This is a genomic window from Streptomyces lavendofoliae (assembly GCF_014649735.1).
GTDB classification, from domain to species: Bacteria; Actinomycetota; Actinomycetes; order Streptomycetales; family Streptomycetaceae; genus Streptomyces; species Streptomyces lavendofoliae.
In genome coordinates this window covers 338,481-358,049 of the sequence record NZ_BMTP01000002.1, presented here as the reverse complement: position 1 = coordinate 358,049, position 19,569 = coordinate 338,481, and the positions used below count along the sequence as shown (strand labels likewise).

The 19,569-nt window shown below is 71.5% G+C and carries 18 protein-coding genes; 8 read left to right on the top strand and 10 right to left on the bottom strand.

Going from position 1 to position 19,569, the window contains the following annotated elements:
* Nucleotides 1–229: 229 nt before the first annotated feature.
* The 3 genes from IE109_RS04505 to IE109_RS04495 all read right to left on the bottom strand — a co-directional run bounded on the left by IE109_RS04505 (nucleotide 230) and on the right by IE109_RS04495 (nucleotide 2,883).
* The gene (locus tag IE109_RS04505; RefSeq protein WP_189549266.1) at nucleotides 230–730 is read right to left on the bottom strand and encodes a hypothetical protein; all 501 of its coding nucleotides are present in this window, start codon (nucleotides 728–730) and stop codon (nucleotides 230–232) included.
* A complete protein-coding gene (locus IE109_RS04500) occupies nucleotides 727–1,974 on the bottom strand; it encodes an IS256 family transposase (protein ID WP_189549265.1) in 1,248 nt (415 codons plus the stop codon). Before IE109_RS04500 ends, IE109_RS04505 begins: the two co-directional genes overlap by 4 nt.
* Nucleotides 1,975–2,448: 474 nt before the next feature.
* Complete coding sequence (locus IE109_RS04495) at nucleotides 2,449–2,883, bottom strand: hypothetical protein (protein WP_229890541.1); 435 nt, start codon at nucleotides 2,881–2,883, stop codon at nucleotides 2,449–2,451.
* A 215-nt stretch (nucleotides 2,884–3,098) separates the two neighbouring features.
* Between IE109_RS04495 and IE109_RS04490 the strand changes: the two genes are divergently transcribed.
* Nucleotides 3,099–3,824 (top strand): dienelactone hydrolase family protein, encoded by a 726-nt coding sequence (locus tag IE109_RS04490; protein WP_189549263.1) that lies wholly within the window; start codon nucleotides 3,099–3,101, stop codon nucleotides 3,822–3,824.
* Between the two features lie 69 nt (nucleotides 3,825–3,893).
* Here the strand turns inward: IE109_RS04490 and IE109_RS33840 are convergent, their stop codons facing one another.
* Both IE109_RS33840 and IE109_RS04480 read right to left on the bottom strand, forming a co-directional pair.
* Nucleotides 3,894–4,208, bottom strand: coding sequence for a hypothetical protein (locus IE109_RS33840; protein ID WP_308431328.1), 315 nt, complete (start codon nucleotides 4,206–4,208; stop codon nucleotides 3,894–3,896).
* A gap of 381 nt (nucleotides 4,209–4,589) precedes the next feature.
* Nucleotides 4,590–5,150 carry a SigE family RNA polymerase sigma factor gene (locus IE109_RS04480; RefSeq protein WP_189549261.1) on the bottom strand — a complete coding sequence of 187 codons (561 nt, stop codon included), beginning with the start codon at nucleotides 5,148–5,150 and terminating at the stop codon, nucleotides 4,590–4,592.
* Between the two features lie 1,221 nt (nucleotides 5,151–6,371).
* Here IE109_RS04480 and IE109_RS04475 point away from each other — a divergent pair.
* Complete coding sequence (locus tag IE109_RS04475) at nucleotides 6,372–6,668, top strand: FAD-dependent oxidoreductase (protein ID WP_229890539.1); 297 nt, start codon at nucleotides 6,372–6,374, stop codon at nucleotides 6,666–6,668.
* A 367-nt stretch (nucleotides 6,669–7,035) separates the two neighbouring features.
* On the opposite strand, the gene bdeA is transcribed toward IE109_RS04475, so the two are convergent.
* Both bdeA and IE109_RS04465 read right to left on the bottom strand, forming a co-directional pair.
* Entirely contained in the window at nucleotides 7,036–7,899 is an 864-nt protein-coding gene (gene bdeA, locus IE109_RS04470) for a bis(hydroxyethyl) terephthalate hydrolase (protein ID WP_373297634.1), read from the bottom strand.
* A 461-nt stretch (nucleotides 7,900–8,360) separates the two neighbouring features.
* On the bottom strand, nucleotides 8,361–8,534 hold the full coding sequence (locus tag IE109_RS04465) for a hypothetical protein (RefSeq protein WP_189549257.1): 174 nt from the start codon (nucleotides 8,532–8,534) through the stop codon (nucleotides 8,361–8,363).
* A 349-nt stretch (nucleotides 8,535–8,883) separates the two neighbouring features.
* Between IE109_RS04465 and IE109_RS04460 the strand changes: the two genes are divergently transcribed.
* A complete protein-coding gene (locus IE109_RS04460; protein ID WP_189549256.1) occupies nucleotides 8,884–10,227 on the top strand; it encodes a pectate lyase family protein in 1,344 nt (447 codons plus the stop codon).
* Nucleotides 10,228–10,652: 425 nt separating this feature from the next.
* Here IE109_RS04460 and IE109_RS04455 read toward each other — a convergent pair whose 3' ends face one another.
* Nucleotides 10,653–11,246: a CGNR zinc finger domain-containing protein gene (locus IE109_RS04455; RefSeq protein WP_189549254.1), complete on the bottom strand. Its 594-nt coding sequence runs from the start codon at nucleotides 11,244–11,246 to the stop codon at nucleotides 10,653–10,655.
* A gap of 91 nt (nucleotides 11,247–11,337) precedes the next feature.
* Between IE109_RS04455 and IE109_RS04450 the strand changes: the two genes are divergently transcribed.
* The 4 genes from IE109_RS04450 (at nucleotide 11,338) to IE109_RS04435 (ending at nucleotide 15,359) form a co-directional block, all read left to right on the top strand.
* Entirely contained in the window at nucleotides 11,338–12,132 is a 795-nt protein-coding gene (locus IE109_RS04450; protein WP_189549252.1) for an MBL fold metallo-hydrolase, read from the top strand.
* Nucleotides 12,133–12,287: 155 nt separating this feature from the next.
* Nucleotides 12,288–13,373 (top strand): LLM class flavin-dependent oxidoreductase, encoded by a 1,086-nt coding sequence (locus IE109_RS04445; RefSeq protein WP_189549250.1) that lies wholly within the window; start codon nucleotides 12,288–12,290, stop codon nucleotides 13,371–13,373.
* A gap of 87 nt (nucleotides 13,374–13,460) precedes the next feature.
* Nucleotides 13,461–14,009, top strand: coding sequence for an NADPH-dependent FMN reductase (ssuE, locus tag IE109_RS04440; protein WP_189549248.1), 549 nt, complete (start codon nucleotides 13,461–13,463; stop codon nucleotides 14,007–14,009).
* 63 nt (nucleotides 14,010–14,072) lie between these two features.
* Nucleotides 14,073–15,359 carry an MFS transporter gene (locus IE109_RS04435; protein ID WP_189549246.1) on the top strand — a complete coding sequence of 429 codons (1,287 nt, stop codon included), beginning with the start codon at nucleotides 14,073–14,075 and terminating at the stop codon, nucleotides 15,357–15,359.
* Nucleotides 15,360–15,775: 416 nt separating this feature from the next.
* Here IE109_RS04435 and IE109_RS04430 read toward each other — a convergent pair whose 3' ends face one another.
* Complete coding sequence (locus IE109_RS04430; protein WP_189549245.1) at nucleotides 15,776–16,894, bottom strand: magnesium and cobalt transport protein CorA; 1,119 nt, start codon at nucleotides 16,892–16,894, stop codon at nucleotides 15,776–15,778.
* Nucleotides 16,895–17,007: 113 nt separating this feature from the next.
* Here IE109_RS04430 and IE109_RS04425 point away from each other — a divergent pair, with 113 nt between their 5' ends.
* The gene (locus IE109_RS04425) at nucleotides 17,008–18,129 is read left to right on the top strand and encodes a winged helix DNA-binding domain-containing protein (RefSeq protein ID WP_189549243.1); all 1,122 of its coding nucleotides are present in this window, start codon (nucleotides 17,008–17,010) and stop codon (nucleotides 18,127–18,129) included.
* 563 nt (nucleotides 18,130–18,692) lie between these two features.
* Here the strand turns inward: IE109_RS04425 and IE109_RS04420 are convergent.
* Nucleotides 18,693–19,568, bottom strand: a complete 876-nt coding sequence (locus IE109_RS04420) for a LuxR C-terminal-related transcriptional regulator (protein ID WP_189549241.1) — start codon at nucleotides 19,566–19,568, stop codon at nucleotides 18,693–18,695.
* Nucleotide 19,569: the final 1 nt, after the last annotated feature.

The following is a 19,569-nucleotide window of genomic DNA, read 5'->3' as shown; positions in this document are numbered from 1 at the left end:
CCGCCGCGAGAAGGGCAGGATTTCCGACAACGAGCCGCCGGCGGCCGAGCGTCACGATGCCAGCGGACTGCGGCGGCGAAGACGCATCCCGGGACTGCCGCGGACAGCGTGCGCAGCCATCACGACACCCGTGCGGGGGCGTACTGCGGTCACGGTCGCCGAGCCCGGCCGTCGAGTGGCACGGTCATTTCGCCGAGGGCTTCGCCGGGGCCGCTGAGCAGAGCAATGGTCAAGGCCTGTGGATGCGTTGAGTTGCGGCAGAGCGCCGGCTCGATTGCGTGAGGTTGATTCTGGCCGTGTTGCGAATCCGCTTGGTGCGACCGTGCTCGACGAGGACCTCAACGGCTTCGGTGTTCGGACCCGCGGCGGTTTTGAGTTGGAGCCAGTCGGAGGACTCGAGCAAGGCGTCGCGGCGCCAGGACTGCCCGAGCGCGATGGCGCGGAAGAGAGACCATTCCTGCAGGCGACGGGTTAGGACCGGATGGCGGGCGGTGACCTGGGTCATCCACTCGGCCCATGGCTCGTAGGCAGGGCCGGGGTGGATGTCGGTGGCCCGGCGGTCCAGGTGCCGCAGGACGGCGGATTGGGCCATCGTCTGGTCCGGATCAGTGAGGACTTCACTGACCAGGTCGGCCTCGTCGGCGTCGGAGACCTGCTCCAGGTCGCTCAGGTGGGCCGCGAAGCGGAGGTGTTCGGCCGGTTCATCCTGCGGAGCGTTGTGGTGGTTCATGCGGCCTGCTCCTGTCGCTCGGCCAGGACGCCGTTTGTGAGCCTGGCCCCCGCGCGGACCAGGGCGACGAGGTGGGCTTCGGCGACTGCGCGCCGACGGGCCCGGGCGGACTCGACGAGCTTGAACACCATCGCGAGGGCTGCGGCCGGGCTGCCGGCACCGCGAGTGACCTTGGTGCGGAGCTTGACCGTGGAGAAGGTCGACTCGATCGGGTTCGTGGTCCGCAGGTGGATCCAGTGCTCGGCCGGGAAGTCGTAGAACGCCGGCAGTCCCTCCCGGTCCTCGGTGATCTCCGCGGCGGCCTTAAGCCACTTGGCGCCGTAGGTCTTCGCGAACGCCTCGATCGCCCTCTCTGCGTGTGTCCGGTACTCGGCGTTGTAGATCTCCTGCATCGCTTTCGTCGCGCCCGGCTGTGCGGACTTCGGCAGGGCGTTCGCGATATTCCGGGCCTTTTGGAGCCAGCACCGCTGGTGGCGGGCAGCCAGGAAGACGTCGGCGAGTGCTTTCCACAGGCCCACCGCGCCGTCGCCGACGACCAGCTCGGAATCGCGCATGCCGCGCCTGCGGCAGTCGCCTAGCAGGTCGGCCCAGGACGCGGTCGACTCGCGCAGTCCCTCGGCCAGGGCGATCAGTTCCTTGGTGCCGTCCAGGCGCACACCCATCAGCACCAGGACGCAGGAGTGCGCCTGTCCGAGCCGGATCTTGGGGCGCAGCCCGTCCGCCCACACGTACACGTAGACGAACTCGGTGAGGTCGCGCTGCTGGAAGACGGTGTGGTCGTCGCTCCACTGCTTCGTCAGCCGGGTCACGGTGGCCGGCGACAGGCCGGCCGCCGAGCCGGGGAACTGCTCCAGCGCGGGGACGAAGTCCCCCGAGGACAGTCCGTGCAGGTGGAGCAGCGGCAGCACCTCGCCGACCTTGGGCGACTTGCGGCACCCAGGCGGGAGAACATTCGAGAAGAGCATCCTCTCGCCCGTGGCCGCGTCCACCCGCTTGTCGTTCACGCGCGAAGCCGTGACCTTGACGGGGCCTGCGGCGGTGGTCACGGTGCGGGACCGGTGGTGGCCGTTGCGGACCACCAGGCGGCGCACGGCCTCGTCCGTCTCGGCGGCCAACTCGGCTATGCAGTGGTTGGCTTCGAGCTCCAATGCCGCGGCGAGCATCCACCGGGCGCCCTGGCGGACGGTCTCGTCGATCAGGGAGCCGGACTCGGTGGAGCCGTCGGCGTTCACTTGGCTGAGCACGGGCGTGCCTTCCCGACCCGCGCTGCGAACGCGGGCCCCCTCGGTGACCATCACAGGACCAATCGGGAAGGTACGCCCTCCGCTTCCCTTCCCAGGGCTGATGCGCAAGTCCTGAGCATTGCTCTCCCCCGGGGTGCGGCGAGTAGCACTCACTGGTGCTGCGCTGAAGGCTGCGCAGGCGCGGCCGTCCGAAACGTACGGCGGGGATCTTGGCCTGAACACGTGGGGAATCGGGCGAACCCTGTGGGCCTGTCGTAAGCGAACGCCCCTGCCCCGCCTGCCCGAAGTGGGACGTGAAGTCGAACGCCTCGTACCGGGCACTGTGGTCCAGCAGACTCACTTCCGCGGCCTGGCGTATGCGTGCGGTTGCACGACGGAACGCATGCGTCCGCGAGCGCCGTCCGCCTGTCCGGTGAACTGCCCACCGGGCGCCGATGTACGGGTCACTGTTCGAGGCCGTGGCTGAAGGACGGTTCAGCCGGCTGCCACTACTTCGGCCAGGCTCACAGCGGGGCAGCCGATCATCTCCGTCAGGACGCGACGCTGGCGCTCGGTCAGGGTGGACAGGAAGAGCGCCGCGTCGGCGTCGGTCCGCTCGCGGAGCGCGGCTACTTCACGGACCTTTCCATAGCTCAGGAGAGTCCGCGAGGAATAGGGCAGAGCCATCTTCCTGGCCCCGCCGGCCGAGACACCACGGCGTTGAACGATACGGCCCACGACGCGCGCACCGTGCTTCGTCGCCTGCTGGGCCGCCGTGTCCATCAACACGGCGAAGTCCTTCTGCTTGCCGCAGAAGTAGCCGACGAGCACCACATCAGCTCCCTCGGCCACGGCCGGAGCCTGCTGCCAGGCTGTCACCGGCCGCACGTGGCGGTCTGGCCTTCGATCGCGCCTTCGATCCTGATGCATGGCTTGCAGGCTAGAGGCGCTGCCGCCTGCATCGACACAGATTTTCCCCGATCGGCACAACCAACGTGATCATTCCGCTGAGGGGCGACCGAGGTTACATGCCAAGCTGGGCTGAACCGCTGACGGGGTGGTTCCGGAATGCGCCCGAGACCTGCCTTCTGCCAGCGGCAGAACACCGGCCCGACCGGGCTCGACGATCACTACAGTCCAGGCTCATGACGACAGTTACAACGCGCACGGTCGAATACGCGGCCGACGGCCTGACGATGATCGGGCACCTCGCGCTCCCCGCCGGTGTCGACCGCCGGCCCGCGGTCCTGGTCGGGCCCGAGGGGGTGGGGCTCAGCGATGTCGAGCGCCGGCGGGCCGAGGCTCTGGCCGAGCTGGGGTACGTGGCGCTGGCCTTCGACCTGCACGGCGGGCGCTATCTGGGCGACCCTGAGGAGATGCTGGCCCGTTGCATGCCCCTGCTCGCCGATCCCGAACGGATGCGGGGAATCGGCCACGCGGCGCTCGACGTGCTCCGCGCCGAGCCGCGGACCGATCCGGACCGGATCGCCGCCGTAGGCTACGGCACCGGGGGCGCAATCGCGCTGGAACTCGGGCGCGACGGCGTCGACCTGCGCGCGATCGCGACGATCAACGCACTGACCACGGGCCGACCGGGCGAGGCGGCGCGCATTCGCTGCCCGGTATGGGCCGGGGTCGGGTCGGAGGACCCGATCATGCCGCCCGCGCAACGGGAGGCGTTCACCGCCGAGATGCGGACCGCGGGCGTCGACTGGCGCCTCGTGGTCTACGGCGGCGCCCTTCACGCCTTCCACCACCCGCCGGTCGACCACATCGTGCGTCCCGGGGTCGGCTATCACCCTCAGCACGCGCAGCGAGCTTGGCGGGACGTCGTCGACCTGCTCGCCGAGTGCCTGCCCATAACGGAGTGATCCGGGCAGACTCGGGTTTGTTCACGGGCACTGACGGCTCGTTGCTTCGAGGCGTCGCTCTGAGGAGCGTCATCCGGACTCCTGCGGACGGCGGCGTGCGGGGATGCAGAGGTGGACGGCTGGTCGCTGAGCTAGGCGTTGGGTCTCGTCGCGCTCCGCGCGGAGGAAGGTGAGGGTGAGGTCGATGTCCTCGATCTCACCGATCCAGCCTTCGGCCTCGGCCTGCGTCCTGCCGCGGGCGTGGTTGCACTGCCCGGCGAACATCGACTGGCCGGCCGGGACCGTACGACCCTGCTTGAACACCCAGGTGTGGACGACATAGCCGTCCTTCTCGATGATCGTCAGCGTGAAGTCGGTCTCGGGCAGCGACCGACCGCCACGCACCGACCGAGGCGACCCCACCGGTCTGGGCGATCCGCCACTCGTCGGTGCGCGGTCAGTTCCTCGCGCGTCTTGAGGGTGACGTTGCTCTGTGCCCAGAAGTCGCTGCTGTGCGGGTCCACGGACTCGTCCGGCCACAGCGGCGCGTCCTGCTCACCGGCAACGGGCGCGCCGGCATCGGGCGTACGCGACGGGGAGATGCTCGGCTCGCGGGGGACGCGCCGGAGGTGTTCGGCGTCGGGTCCACCGGTGAGGGAGCCCGGCAGGCCCTCCTGCGCCATGCCGCGTTCGAGCCGCGCCAGGTCCGCGTGCGGTCGGGCCGGTGCGCCCCGGCCGCCTCGTGCAGCCGGGCGCGCAGCTCGCCGCGCACGTCCCGCCGCATGGTCATCGGTCCCTTCCGCCGGCAGTCCCGGGACGCGTCATCGCCGCGTGCACCTTACGCGGAGCGTCCTGCGTGCCGAGCAGCCGCTGCAGCTCGGCCATCCCCTTCGACGTCTGGCTCTTCACCGTACCGACCGACACGCCCAGGGCCAGCGCGGTGTCCTTCTCGGACAGGTCGAACGCATGGCGCAGCACGACACACGCCCGCTTCCGGAACGGCAGCCTGCGCAGCGCCCCCTGCACGTCGACCACCCCGGCCACATCCGGATTCTCGGTCTTCTCCTCCCACCGCCCCCAGAACAGCGCGATGCGCCGCCGCTCGCGCACCGCGCTGCGTATCCGCGTCCGGGCCAGATTGGCGACCACGCCCCGCGCGTACGCCACCGGATGCTCGCTCGCCCGCATCCGGTCCCAGCGGTGCCACAGCGCGAGCAGCGCATCCGCGGCCAGGTCGTCGGCGGCATCCGCCTCGCCGGTCAACAGGTGTGCGAGCCGGGCCAGTTCGGCGTAGTGGCGCTCGAAGAAGGCGTGGAACTCCGCGGCGTCGTCGACGACTGTGCCCACGGGCGATGTCTCCTTGCAGCGACCTCGGGGCCCCCGGAACCGGGCGCCTGTGCGTGTCATGTGTGCGACAAATGAATGTCCGGACGAGATCCGGAAGAGTAGTAGTGAGCAAGCGCCTGGTTTTCGTCTGTTACCTAACGGCGCTCCCGGTCTCGGTTGGCGCGCCGAGGCCCCAGAGCGGACGGGTGGGGGTGTCCCGCGGCCGGCAAGGACGATCGGCCAGGCCGGAGGGGACGGGTCGTTCCTCGTTCTGTGTGGTTGCGAGGCGGGCTCTTCGGTCACGGTCTCCTCCTCGCCTCTCATGGTAGAGCGTGTGTGATTCCGTGAGAAATGGAGTCATCTCATGGATTGTTCGTGTCCATTCGTGAGGTTCTTTCTGTGTCTGCTCCTTCCGCAGCATTCGCCCGGTTTCCGGTCCGCGTCTTCGGCGGCCTGACCGCCCTCTTCGCGTGCGGGAATCCTCACTTCCCGACCGACCCCGCTTCGAAGCTCCCGGCGACCATCGGGTGCCCGAGTGGTTCCGACCAGGACCGTCCCCTCTGCAGGTGACCCCGCCGACCTCGGCCCCATCGAGTGGCGCTCTCGCGCGACGAGCGCGCAGACAACCTCCACTCCTCCGGCCGGGCCCTGCTCGCCGCTGGCGTTACCCGGTTCCTCGGGGCCCGCTGCGTGGTGCCCGCCCACCAAGACAGCCGGTCCCGCTTCACCGAGGGCCGCAAGGGGCTGGCAGCCGCATTCGCCTCCGTCGGCCTGGCCGACCGGTCGTCTGGACCAGGACCAGTGCCCCTGAGCCGAATGACAGCGACCACTACGACGCCCACGGCTCGCTTTTCCCCGGCCCGGCCCCTTCGGGAGGGCAGTGGAGCAGCCATGAGCGCTCAGTGCGTGGTCTTGAACGCGCAGCGGGTCCCGGTGTGATGCCGGGCCCAGCTCGATCCCGCTGTCGGCAATCCGCTGTGCGGAAGCCCGGTCACTTTCTGCTACCCGTCGCAGTCCACCCGTACTGGTCCGCCGGGTGTTCGCTCCACCGCGCCCGCCGCGGGTTTGGCCCCAGTCATACGACTGGCCTTTCGAAGGGATGCAAGATGCATGATGTCGGCGTTGTCGCAGTGGGCGCCGGCTCGGCAGGACGAGCGCCGCTCGCAAGCTGGTCGCCGCCGGCAAGTCGTGACGGTGCGGGACGGCATCGCGCACCGGTTCTCCCGACACTTGGTACCGGCATTGTTCTCCGCGGAGCCCCCCGAACTCTCGCTCCTCCGCTTCCTCTTCTCCATCAGGTCCGGCACCAGCCTGCGGACACTCCTGGCCATCACTGGCGGCGCCCAGGAGACCCGCATAGTCGGCGGCACCCACCAGACCTCCGAGCGGATGGGCGCGGAGCCGGGCGACAGACTTCGTCTCAACACCGTGGTCCGGACCATCCGCCAGGATGAGAACGGTGTGGTGGTCGAGTACGAGTACGAGTGCGGTGGCGTCACCAGGCCGGGTGTCGATGACCGTGGCCACCCCGTGCGGTGAGGCGCCCCGTGGTGCGCCGGACTTCAGGCCGCAGGTGGTCGCGGAGCTCGTTCAGGGCCCCGGACTCCCTCCCCTTGCGCGCGGAAGCCCGTCGCCACCACACCCTCGTCCAGCAGGAGGGTGAACTGCGCGGCGGTCCCGGGGCCATCGGCCGCCCCACTCACGAAGGGACGGAGGGATCAGTGCAGGTCCCGATGACTGTCACAAGGTGCGGACGAGGGACGCCCATTGCCTCGGGCGGCCGTGTCCGTGCGGATGACCTCCGTAACGCGGAGGGGCAGGCCGGGGAGTGGTGCCCAGGTAGGCGCTCTGTCCGTTCGGGGTGCCCCGTTCCGGCTGAGCCGGAACGGGCCGGGCGAGCATGGGCTCAGGAGGTGTGCGGGCAGTTGCCGCGGTACTCCCGGATGGCAAGGCTCGGACGCGGCAGGGGGCACAGGAACTGCTCGTAGCGAGTGTCGTCGTCGATGAACCGCTTGAGCCAGGCGATGCTGTACTTGGCGATGGTGGTGTTGGAGAGGTTGGGCGTGAGGTGCGTGGCGCCGTTCAGCTCCAGGTAGGCCCGGTCCAGCGAGGACGGCAGGCTCTGGTAGAACGGCTCCGAGTGCGAGGACACCGGGGCTATGGTGTCGCCGTCCGCTCCGACGACCAGCGTCGGAGTCCGCAGCTCGGGCCAGGTCTTGTCGAGGTTCCATCCGGTCAGCGGGATCGCGGCCTTCAAGGAAGGCCGGCTCTTGGCGGCCTCCAGCGTTCCACCGCCGCCCATCGAGTGACCCATCACGCCGAGCCGGGTGGCGTCGACCCGGCCGCGGACACTGCTGCGCTGCGTCAGATAGTCCAGCGCCGCCAGCAACTGGCGGCCGCGGCTGGCCGGCTGGTCGTAGGTGGTGTGGGTGTCGATGGTGAAGACGACGAAGCCCTGAGACGCCAGGCGCGGGCCGAGCCAGGCGATCGAGGATTGCCGTGCGGTGTAGCCGGGGGAGATGGCCACCGCCCCGAAGGTGCCCTCTTCCGTAGTGCTCGGGTAATAGATGGTGCCGCCGCCGAAGCCGGTGACGGAGAAGGAGGGGACGGAGGCGCGCGAGACGGCGTACGGGCCGCTCGCCGCCTCGATCCTCGCGGCGGTAGGGGCGGGGCCGCGCTCGTAGGGGTTCCCCACCGCGCTGGCGCCCGGTGACAGCAGGGCGGCGAATCCAACAATAGCCACCACGCCGGCCAGAGGGACCGTCAGCACGCCGAACCGGCGTCGCCGGTGCCGATGGCGCTGGGGGGCTTCCGGGATCGGCGCGGTCACGGATCTGCGGGCGAAGAGCTTCACGGGTATTCCTTTCGTCGCGGTGGACGGCAGCAGCGGTCGCATCGAGGGGAAGCGCAGGGCGGCGCCTCCACGTGCCTGACGTGTTTCACCAGCAGGCCGCCGTTCACCGGACCGGGAATATAGGCGGAGGAGGCAAGGCGGGTCGCGGCCCCCGGATTTCCGCTCACCGATTGATACGAGTACGTGCCGCGTTGTGTGACCGTAAGGCCACCGAACGTGAACCAGTAGGCGGACTGGGTGCTGAGAGGTACCGATTCACTCTGAATTCACCCTCGACTCCTGATGGAGTTCGTTGGATTCTGTGTGTTTCATTTCATATGCCGCGTCTCACGTGCTGGACATCGCGAGGTCAGTGCGGCGCCGTCCGCTGACGGTTCTTATAGGGGGACGTGTTCGGCGTGCGACGCTCCACGAAGTCCTTCGAGGGGCGCCTTGGGTGGCGACGCGTCTGCCGTCGGGTCACCGCCGGGGCCGAGGTCCAGGACGCGGTCGGCGCTCCGGATCAGGTCGGCGTCGTGGTCGACGACGATGAGGGTGGCACCGGTGCCCACGCAGCGCGTCGCGTGCGCCGGTGCAAGTGGCTGTCGTGAAGCGCGAGGTGGCGCCCATCGGCGTGGCGTCGATACGGCTCTGCCGGCGACCCGCTGCCCGATTACGTCACCCGCCTCACCACCGACGCCCCGCTCACTTCGCTGCCTGCCGGATCCGCTGTAAGCCCGGCTCTTCCCGCAGTGAGCCGAAGCTGACCGATCGGGTAAGGCGAGTCGACGTGGAGGCGGTCCCGGGTGACATCGAGTGGCGGGACAGGCGGAGGGAAAACGCTTCGCACGCGGCAACCATTCGCGGGTCAGCGGCCACTGACAGGGTGTAACCCCGTTCTTCTCCCTGTAAGGAAGCCCCGTGGCTGCTCGCTCCCACCGCCGGTCCCTCCGTTCACGTCGTGCCGCCGTCATCTGCACGGCTGCCGTGGCCGCAGGAGTCGGCGCTGGTGTTGTCGTGATGAACGCCAATGCCGGGACCGTCGACCTGTACCACCAGACGCTCACCGCGAAGGACGGCTGGGCGGCCTCCGGTACGGGGACCACCGGTGGCACGAAGGCTGACGCCGCCCACACCTTCACCGTCTCCAGCCGTGCGCAGCTTGTGAAGGCGCTGGGATCGGTCTCCGACACCACGCCCCGCATCATCAAGATCAACGGCATGATCGACGCCAACACCGATGACAGCGGAAAGAAGCTGACCTGCGCGGACTACGCCCTCGGTACCGGCTACTCGCTGTCGGCCTACCTCAAGGCCTACGACCCGGCCACCTACGGCCGCTCGAAGCTGCCCTCCGGCACCCAGGAGACGGCACGCGCCGCCGCCCAGGCCAAGCAGGGCAAGAACATCGTCTTCAAGGTCCCCGCCAACACGACCCTTGTGGGCGTCCCCGGCACGAACGCGGGCCTCACCGGGGCCATGCTCCAGATTCAGAACGTGGACAACGTCATCGTCCGCAACCTGACCTTCGCCGCCACTGAGGACTGCTTCCCGCAGTGGGACCCGACCGACGGCGACGACGGCAACTGGAACTCCAACTACGACTCGGTGTCACTGCGCGGCGCGACCCACGTATGGGCGGACCACAACACGTTCACCGACGCGCCGCACTTCGACACCGCCAACCCGAAGTACTTCGGCCGGGAGTACCAGATCCACGACGGAGCCCTCGACATCACCAAGGGATCCGACCTGGTGACCGTCTCGCGCAACCAGTTCACCAACCACGACAAGACGATGCTGATCGGCAGCAGCGACACCGACAGCGTCGGCAAGCTGCGCGTCTCCATCCACCACAACGTGTGGAAGGGCATCATGCAGCGTGCCCCGCTGGCCCGCATCGGCCAGATCCACATCTACAACAACTACTACGACGCCACGTCCCTCAACGGGTACACGCCGCAGTACAGCATCAACTCCCGCGCCAAGGCTCAGGTCGTCGCGGAGAACAACTACTGGAACCTGCCGTCCGGCGCGAAGGCCGCCAAGCTTCTCAGCGGTGACGGGACCGGCTCGGTCAAGGGCTCCGGCAACCTCGTCAACGGCACGGTGACCGACCTGGTCGCCGCCTACAACGCCGCCTCGTCCAAGGACCTGAAGACCACGGTCAACTGGACCCCGACCCTCACGACGGGCCTGGAGACTTCGGCGGGCAGCCTGCCGACGTCGCTGGCGACGACGACGGGCGCGGGCGTGCTCAAGTAGCACCCGAGACACGCGAGGGCCGGGGGGCCATGAGCCCGGGGCCTTCGCGTACTCGTGCCGCGCGGTCCGCCGCGCCACGGACCGTGAGGGGCCCGGGATGCGTTCCCGGGCCCCTCACGGCGTCTGCCGGGCATCAGCCCACAGGACGCTCCCGCAGGCCGCCTGCCCTCGTTCTCGGTGGCCAGAAGCGTAGATGCGCCACGAGCGTCGCCGGCCGCTGGACCAGCCGGGCCACGTGCTGGCGGCACCAGGAGCCGGATGTCGCCGGTTGGCCCCGGGTAGTCGCGCCGGCTCCGGTCCCGGCGGAACCGGATCGGCAACACGGCGCCGCGACGCCGGGGCGATGTTCACACGAGGCGATGGCCTGCGCAGCCCGGCTGTGCCGGGGACGAGTGCCGTCCTGCCGGGCCTGCGGTGTGGCGTCGTTACTGCGTCGTGGTGCGGCGGGCGTAGGCGCGGGCGGCGCGGGCGCGGTCGCCGCAGCGGGTGGAGCACCACTGGCGGCGGCCGTGCTTGAGCAGGAAGCGGTTGCAGGGCGGGGAGGCGCAGGCGGTCAGGCGGGCGGCGTCGGGGGCGGTGAGCAGGTCGGCGGTGTCGGTGGCGATGAGCGCCAGGGCGTGCTCGACGATCGCGGTGGTGGGGTGGGGCGTGGCGCGGTAAGGCCCGGTCTTCTCGTCCCACAGCAGGAGGGATGCGGTGGGGACGCGGCTCATCGCATCGTTGACCGCCCTGACGGCGGCGGGCAGGGCGGGCTGCCCGGCGACTCGGGAGGCCAGCAGCGACCTGACCTGTTCGCGCAACGAGCGCAGCTGCGTCGCGCATACCTCCGCCAAGCCGGCGTCGGCCGGGGCGAGGTCGCGCCGCGCCAGCCACTGCTCGGCCTGCGCCGGGGTGCCCAGCAGGTCGGCCGTGTGCCCGCCGGGCAGCGCGACAGCGCTGTTGGCCAGGGCCAGGGCGGGGTGCTCCGCCTCGCCCGGCGCCGACGGCAGGGCGGCTGCTTCCCTCACGAACTCTTCCATGCTTCTCATGGTACGGGTTGCATCCATCCGTGAGGTATGCCTACAGTCGAATCACGGTTAACACGCAATCTATCCGTGAGGAATCTACTTCGTGTCGTCCCCGACCCAGCAGACCGCCCCGTTCCCCGTCCGTGTCTTCGGCGGCCCGACCGCCCTCTTCGAGTACGGCGGCCTGCGCTTTCTCACCGACCCGACCTTCGACGGTCCCGGCGACCACCAGGCTCCGGGCGCCGTGCTGACCAAGACGGCGGCGGCTCACGGCAGCCCGAACGATCTCGGCCGCGTCGACGTGGTCCTGCTCTCGCACGACGAGCACGCCGACAATCTCGACACCTCCGGCCGGGCCCTGCTCGCCGATGTCCCGCTGACGCTCACCACCTCCGGCGGTGGGGAGCGTCTCGGAGAGGCGACGACCGGCCTCGCCGACTGGCGGTCGGTCGGGCTCGAGCGCCGGGACGGCGGGCCCGGCACGGTCACCGTGACCGGCGTGCCCGCCATCCACGGCCCCGGCCCGCGCGAGGAGGTCGAGCCGATCTGCGGCGAGGTCGTCGGGTTCGTTCTGACCGGCGAGGGCCTGCCCACCGTCTACGTCAGCGGCGACAACGCCTCGCTCGACGCGGTCAAGGACATCGCCGAGCGCTTCGCCCCGGTCGACACGGCCCTCCTCTTCGCCGGAGCACCCCGCTTCCCTGAGGTCTTCGACGGCGAGGTGATCGTCCTGGACAGCGCCCAGGCCGCAGAGGCCGCGAAGATCCTCGACGCCGGCCGCGTGGTCCCCGTCCACTACGACAGCTGGGCCCACTTCACCGAGGGCCGCACCGAGCTCGTCGCCGCCTTCGCCGCCGCCGGTCTCGCCGACCGCGTCGACTTCGGATTCCGCGGCTGACCCCACCTGCGTCGGGCGCGTGCGCCGGACACGGCCGGGCGCCGGACAGATGACCACCGCAGCTGTCGGCCGGTGCCCGGCCCCGCCCCACCCTCGCCTCCCGCACCACCAAGGACCGCACCACCAAGGACCGCACCACCAAGGACCGCACCACCATGACCGACCCGATCCGCGGCGCCCGCCAGGGCACCGCTCCCGCCGCCCTGTCCGTACTGGACTCCGCCATGACCGGCACCGGCCAGACCGCCGCGGAGGCGTTGGCCGGCAGCATCGAACTCGCCCGGCTCGCCGACCGGCGTGGCTTCAGCCGCTACTGGATGAACGAGCACCACGCCATGCCCGGCGTCTCCACCTCCAGCCCGCCCGTTCTGCTGTCCCGGCTCACCGCTGAGACCAGCAGGCTGCGGCTCGGCGCGGGCGGGATCATGCTGCCCAACCATCCGCCGCTGGTCGTCGCCGAACAGTTCGGCATGCTCAACGCCCTCGCCCCCGGCCGCATCGACCTGGGTCTGGGCCGCGCCCCGGGCACCGATCACGCCACGGCCACCGCCCTGCGCCGCGGCGCGAGCGACGCCGAGGACTTCCCCCAGCAGGTGGCCGAGCTGCTGCACTTCCTCGGCGACGACTTCCCCGCCGAGCACCCCTACGCCGACCGCGTGTACGCCGTGCCGGGGCCCGCCCAGGACCGGCTCAACGGCGTCACCTCGCGCACCGGACGCCTGCCGGTGTGGCTGCTCGGCTCGTCCGGCTACTCCGCGCAGCTCGCAGCCCGGCTCGGCCTGCCGTTCGCCTTCGCCGCGCACTTCAACCCGCGCGACGTCGTGGCCGCCCTGCGCCTGTACCGCGACCGGTTCGCTCCGTCCGAGGCCCTGGCCGAGCCGTACGCACTGGTCAGCTTCACCGTCGCGGCCTCCGACGACGAGGGGGAAGCCCGCCGCCAGGCCGGCACCCTCGCGCACGCCATGCTCCGCATGTTCCAGCGCAAGTCCTACCTGCTGCCGTCCCCCGAGGAAGTGGACGCCTACACCTACGACGCCCAGGAACGCCAGGCCGTCGACAGCTGGCTGAACCACGTCCCGCACGGCACCCCCGAGCAAGTCACCGCCCACCTGAACCAGGTCCAGCGGGACTCCGGCGCCGACGAGCTCATGATCGGGAGCGTCGGCCACTCCGTTCAGGCCCGGCTGCGTTCCACCGAGCTGATCGCCGACGCCTACGGCATGCCCGACAGCCCGCGCTGACCCGGGACCGGGCAGACCTCACCCGACCAACGCCGACCACCCTTCACCGCCAAGCCCCCTGATACTCAGGGTTCCCGAGGAGTCCTCGTGGCCACCGTCCTCGCCGTGTCCGGCAGTCCGTCCCGTACGTCCCGTACCGCACTCCTGGCCGAGCACACCGCCGCGGACCTCCGCTCCCGCGGCCACCGGACCCACCTGCTCGCCCTGCGCGACCTGCCCGCGACACCGCTGCTCACCGCGGACACCCACGACGCGTCCCTCGCCCGCGCCATGAGCCTGGTCGCGAAGGCCGACGCCCTCGTCGTGGCCACCCCCATCTACAAAGCCGCCTACTCCGGCCTGCTCAAGACCTTCCTCGACCTGCTGCCCCAGCACGCGTTCGCCGGGAAATCGGTGCTTCCCCTGGCCACCGGCGGCAGCCCGGCCCACGTCCTCGCCCTCGACTACGCCCTGCGCCCGGTTCTCACCGCGCTCGGCGCCCAGGTCTGTCAGGGCCGGTTCGTCCTGGACCGGCACATCACGACCGCCCCGGACGGCGCGATAGCCCTCGACCACGACGACGAGCGGCAACTGGCCCGCATCACCGACCAGTTCGCCCGCGCTCTCCCGTCCCGCACACACCTGACTGCCGCCTGACGAACACCGGACCGCCCCGCCCGGCAACCCGCCACCCCGGCCTCCCCCGAAAGTACGGATCACATGGGCCACTCGCCCCTCGCCTCCACACGCACCCCGCCCACCGCCGATTTCCCCTCCATATCCGCGGTGCAGAAGCGCACCCTGACCGTGCTGCTCGTCTCCCAGGTGCTCAGCGGCGTCGGCCTCGCTGCCGGTGTCACCGTCGCCGGGCTGCTGGCCGGGCAGATGCTCCACGACACCTCGCTGTCCGGACTGCCCGTCGCCCTGCTCACCGCGGGCTCCGCCGTCACCGCCGTCGCCGTCGGACGCGTCTCCCAGCGCCTCGGCCGCCGACCCGGACTGACCGCCGGATACCTCACCGGCGCCCTCGGCGGTGCCGGCGTCGTCGCCTCGGCCGCACTCGACAGCCCCGCGCTGCTGTTCGTCTCCCTCTTCCTCTACGGCGCCGGCACCACGTCCAACCTCCAAGCCCGCTACGCGGGAGCCGACCTCGCCGCACCCCGTCAGCGCGCCCGCGCCACCTCCACCGTCATCGTCGCCACCACCGCCGGCGGCATCGCCGGACCTCTGCTGACCACCCCCGCCGGGCACCTCGCGACCGCGCTCCACCTGCCCGTACTGACCGGTCTGTTCCTTCTCTCCACGGCCGCGTTCACCCTGGCCGCCCTCACCCTCCTCATATGGCTGCGCCCGGACCCGCTGGTGCTCGCCCGCACCCTGCCCGCGGCCTCGGACGAGGGCGCATCCGCGCACTCCTCGGCCCGGCCCGGCCCCGGCCTGCTCGTCGGCGTCGTGGTCCTCGTCCTCAGCCAGCTCGTCATGGTCGCCGTGATGACCATGACCCCCATCCACATGCATGCCCACGGCCTCGGCACCGCCGCATCCGGCCTGGTCATCGCCCTGCACACCGGTTCCATGTACTTGCCGTCGCCGCTGGCCGGCCGCCTCGTCGACCGCTTCGGCGCCACCGCCATGAGCGTGGTGACGGCCGGCACGCTGCTCACCGCGGGAGTAGTCGCCGCCCTCGCCCCCGGCCACTCCTTCACCCTGCTCACCCTCGCCCTCGTGCTGCTCGGCGTCGGCTGGAATTTCGGCCTGGTCACCGGCACCGCGATCGTCACCAACAGCACACCCCTGGCCACCCGCGCCAAGGTCCAGGGACTGGTCGACGTCGCCGTCGCCGTCGCGGGCGCCGTCGGCGGCCTGGCCTCCGGCATCGTCGTCGCCGCCACCGGCTACCCGATCCTCGCCGTCCTGTGCGGCGCCCTCGCCTTCGCGGCCGCTCCTGCGGCCGTCGTCGCGGCCCACAGGAGCCCGGCGCGCGCCTGGCCGACGTGGTCGGGATAGACCGGAATACGAGCGGAACGCACCACGCATCGGCGGCCCGGGCGATATCGGTCGCCGCGGGCCTTCACCACCCTGCCTCGATCGCACGGGCCTTGGGAGGTGTCGACGACCGTTCGCGGATTTGGCCGACGGTCTCGGTTGGACAGGGCTCGACGCGCGCGAGCTGGACTTCTCGGGCCCGACAGGGTCGGAGCGAAGGGACATCGAAACGCCATCGAGCCGCTCCCTCTCTTGTCCACGAGGGGCGGGGGTTCGGAGGCAGGCCGCACGAAGCGTGCGGAACAGCAGATGAAGAGGGCGACCGCTCCCTCCCCTGGCGTCGCGCGCGCATTCCCCCCAGATTCCCCCAGGGCCTCGAAACGACCCTCCCAGGTCATTCGTTATCGCGAATTTGATCAGTCGCGTCGGTCTGGCACCTACAGCCAGTCGCGCCGCTTGAAGATGACGTACAGACTCGAGCACACCACTGCCATCAGCAGGATCGCGAACGGATACCCGTAGACCCAGTGCAGCTCCGGCATGTGGTCGAAGTTCATGCCGTAGATGGTTCCCACCAGCGTGGGGGCGAAGAGGATGGCCGCCCACGACGAGATCTTCTTGATCTCCTCGTTCTGCTCGAAGCCCGCCTCCGCCAGCGCCCGCATCTCCGCGTTCTGCTGCTGCGTGACCAGGGTCGCGTTGACCGTGAGGATCTCGGTGAGGGCCTGGCGGAAACCGTCCACGCGCTCGCTGGTGTGGGTGACGTGGTCGGCGACGTCCCGCAGGTGCCGCTGGAGTTCCTCGTCCGTGCCGTACTTGGCGAAGCCGGCCATCAGGTTGTGCAGCATGCCGACCAATGGGCGGGTGGCGCGCTGGAACTCGACCATCTCGCGGGAGAGTTCGTAGATGCGGCGGGACACCTCCGGGTCGCCCCGGAAGACCTCGGTCTCGATCTCGTCGATGTCGTTCTGGACGCCCTCCACCACCGGGGCGTAGCCGTCGACGACCGCGTCGAGGATGGCGTACAGCACCGCCTCCGGGCCCAGGGCCAGGAGTTCCGGGGTCTCCTCCATGCGCCGGCGGACGGCGGAGAGGTCGGGGGCGGCGCCGTGCCGGACCGTGATGAGGAAATCCGGGCCGAGGAAGACGTGGAGTTCTCCGAAGTCGACCTCCTCCTGCGCGTCGAGGTACCGGGCGGCGCGCAGGACGACGAAGAGCGTGTCGCCGTACCGTTCCAGCTTGGGGCGCTGGTGGGCCTCCATGGCGTCCTCGACGGCCAGCTCGTGCAGGTCGAACTCCGCGGCCAGCGAGAGGAGTTCCTCCTCCGAGGGGCGGTGCAGCCCTATCCAGGCCATGCCGTCCGGCTCGTCGCGCAGCCGCCGGAACGTCTCGGCCAGGGAACTGGGGGAGGAGACCTTGCGGCCGTCCCGGTACAGCGACGCCTGCACCACGCTCCCCCGGTCGGGGGACGCGGCGGGCGGATCTGCGGGTACGCGGACGGGCTCGGGCGCCGTGGAGCGGCGCCGCCAGTTCGGCTTCTTCGAAGGCAGGGTCATCGGGGTCTCACCTCCCGGGTCGAACCATATACGTCCCGGTTTGCGGCGGCATGACCGGGCCGTGACGTCATCGAGGACGGTATCCGTCCTCAAGGGTGCGTAGCGTGCGGTGCATGGTCTCCCGGAACACGCCCGTGCTCTGCGCCCGCGCCCTCAACCGCGCCACTCTGGCACGGCAGCTCCTGCTGCGTCGTACCCCCATGCCGGCGAAGCAAGCCGTCGCCCACCTCGTCGGACTCCAGGCCCAGAACACCGCACCGCCCTACTACGCCCTCGCCGCCCGCCTCGCGGACTTCCGCCCCGAGCAGCTTTCGGCGGCGATGGAGTCGCGCGAGGTGGCGCGGATCGTCACCCTGCGGTCCACCCTCCACACGCACACCGCCGACGACGTCCTCGCGCTGCGCCCGTTCGCCCAGGCGGCCTGCGACCGGGAGCTCGGGGTGTTCCGTAAGGGGCTGGTGGGCGTGGACCTCCAGAGGCTCCGGGCGATCAGCCGCGACCTGGTGGAGGAGCGGCCCCGTACGCCGAAGGAGATCCGCCAGGCGCTGCTGAAGGAGTGGCCGGACGCCGATCCGCTCGGGCTGACCGTCGCCGCCCGCTGCCTGCTGCCCCTGGTGCAGGTCACCCCGCGCGGCCTGTGGGGGCGCAGCGGCCAGGTGGCCCTGACCACCGCCGAGGCGTGGCTCGGCAGGTCCGCCGAGCCGGCCGGCCAGGACGAAGCCGTCCTGCGCTATCTCGCCGCCTTCGGCCCCGCCTCCGTCAAGGACATGCAGACCTGGTCGGGCCTGACGGGGCTGCGCGCCGCCTTCGAACGGCTCCGGGCCCGGCTGACGGCCTTCCAGGACGAGTACGGTGCCGAGCTGTTCGACCTGCCCGACGCGCCCCGACCCGACCCGGACACCCCCGCGCCGCCGCGCCTCCTGCCCGAGTTCGACAACCTGCTGCTCTCGCACGCCGACCGCCGGCGCGTCGTGCCGCCGGAGTACAAGGACCGCACCTGGAAGGGCAACCAGGCGTACCGCACCTTCCTCGTCGACGGGTTCCTCGCCGGCGTCTGGCGCCCCGAGGAGACCACGAAGGGCCGGGTGACGGTGACGCTCCAGCCGTTCGGCACGCTTACCCGGGAGCAGCGCGCCGCCCTGGCGCAGGAGGCGGAACGGACGATGACGCTGCTGGCCCCGGAGAAGGCGAGCGACGTGCGGTACGGGACGGTCCAGGCGGCGGCACGGGGCTGACCCGGCGCACCGCGAGGAGCCCGGGACGACGTGTCCGGTGCGTCGGCCCGCCGCTCCGGCCCGGCGGGGGGTGTCGTCCCGGCCGGGGCCGGGGAGGTTGGGCGCCGCCGCACCTGCGCGGCCGGGCGGCCCGTACCGCCTCGGGCCGAACCCGTACCGCCCGCACGGCATCGGGGGCCGGCCCCCGGCCTTCCGGCCCCCGGCCTTCCGGCCGCCGGCCCCCGGCCTTCCGGCCGCCGGCCCCCGGCCTCCCGGCCTCCCGGCCCCCGGCCCCCGGCCCCCGGCCTCCCGGCCCCCGGCCTCCCGGCCCCCGGCCTCCCGGCCGCCGGCTCCCGGCCCCCGGCCTTCCGGCCGCCGGCTCCCGGCCGCCGGCTCCCGGCCGCCGGCTCCCGGCCGCCGGCTCCCGGCCGCCGGCCCCCGGCCTTCCGGCTCCCGGCCGCCGGCCCCCGGCCTTCCGGCCCCCGGCCTTCCGGCCGCCGGCCCCCGGCCTTCCGGCCCCCGGCCTCCCGGCCGCCGGCCCCCGGCCCCCACCCCCGGCCTCCCGGCCGCCCCGCATCGCCGACTCACGGCAGTAGGCCCGCCCGCCGGGCCGCCACCACCGCTTCCAGCCGTGTGTGCGCGCCCAGCTTCCGCATCGCGGAGCGGAGGTACCCCTTGACCGTCTCGGGCCGCAGACCCAGCCGTTCCGCCGCCCCCGCGTTCGTCGCTCCCGCCGCCACCGCCGTCAGCACGTCCACCTCCCTGGGCGCGAGCGGCGCGAGCGGCGCGAGTGGACCAGGGGACCCCAGAGCCGGACCCGTCGCCGCCCCCGGGGCCGGCGACGGCGCCTGCGAGCCGGCCAGCCGCTCGCACACCGCCAGCAGCTCCGCACGCAGCCGCGGGTCCCCGATCCGCGGCGCCAGCGCACGCAGCTCGCCGTGCGCCTCACGGACCGCCTCCCAGCGCGCCGGGTCACCCGGCGGGTGATCCGTCCCGGCCGCGGCGAGCCGCTGCGCCTCGTCGCGCACCGCCAGCGCCTGCTCCACGTCACGCGCGGCGGCCACCGCCGCGTCGAGGACCCGGTGTCCGAGCGGCACCGGCTCGCGCAACCCGCCGTACAGCACGCCGCGTACCCGCCGCCGGACGATCACCGGCACGGCGAGCACCGACCGCAGCCCCTCGGCCGCCACCGGACCGTCGTACTCGTGGCTGATGTGCCGCGCCGACGCGTAGTCGGTCACGGCGCACGGCCTGGCCAGCGCCATCGCCCTGCCACCGAGCCCGTTGCCCGCTCCGATCGCGAGCCCGCTCAGGGCGGTCGACAGCGCGCCGTTCACCTCGGCGATCCGCATCCGGCGACCGTCGCCCAGCAGCCCGCCGAAGGCGATGGGCAGCCCGGTCGTGCGGCGCAGACGCAGCAGCGCCGCGCGTATCTCCACAGCTTCCGCGTGCTCGGGCACG

Bases quoted from the DNA above. Each gene is read 5' to 3' on its own strand.
- IE109_RS04425 (WP_189549243.1), top strand. From the start codon at position 17,008: ATGGTCTCCCGGAACACGCCCGTGCTCTGCGCCCGCGCCCTCAACCGC.
- IE109_RS04430 (WP_189549245.1), bottom strand. From the start codon at position 16,894: ATGACCCTGCCTTCGAAGAAGCCGAACTGGCGGCGCCGCTCCACGGCG.
- IE109_RS04445 (WP_189549250.1), top strand. From the start codon at position 12,288: ATGACCGACCCGATCCGCGGCGCCCGCCAGGGCACCGCTCCCGCCGCC.
- IE109_RS04490 (WP_189549263.1), top strand. From the start codon at position 3,099: ATGACGACAGTTACAACGCGCACGGTCGAATACGCGGCCGACGGCCTG.
- IE109_RS04435 (WP_189549246.1), top strand. From the start codon at position 14,073: ATGGGCCACTCGCCCCTCGCCTCCACACGCACCCCGCCCACCGCCGAT.
- IE109_RS04455 (WP_189549254.1), bottom strand. From the start codon at position 11,246: ATGGAAGAGTTCGTGAGGGAAGCAGCCGCCCTGCCGTCGGCGCCGGGC.
- IE109_RS04495 (WP_229890541.1), bottom strand. From the start codon at position 2,883: ATGCATCAGGATCGAAGGCGCGATCGAAGGCCAGACCGCCACGTGCGG.
- IE109_RS04505 (WP_189549266.1), bottom strand. From the start codon at position 730: ATGAACCACCACAACGCTCCGCAGGATGAACCGGCCGAACACCTCCGC.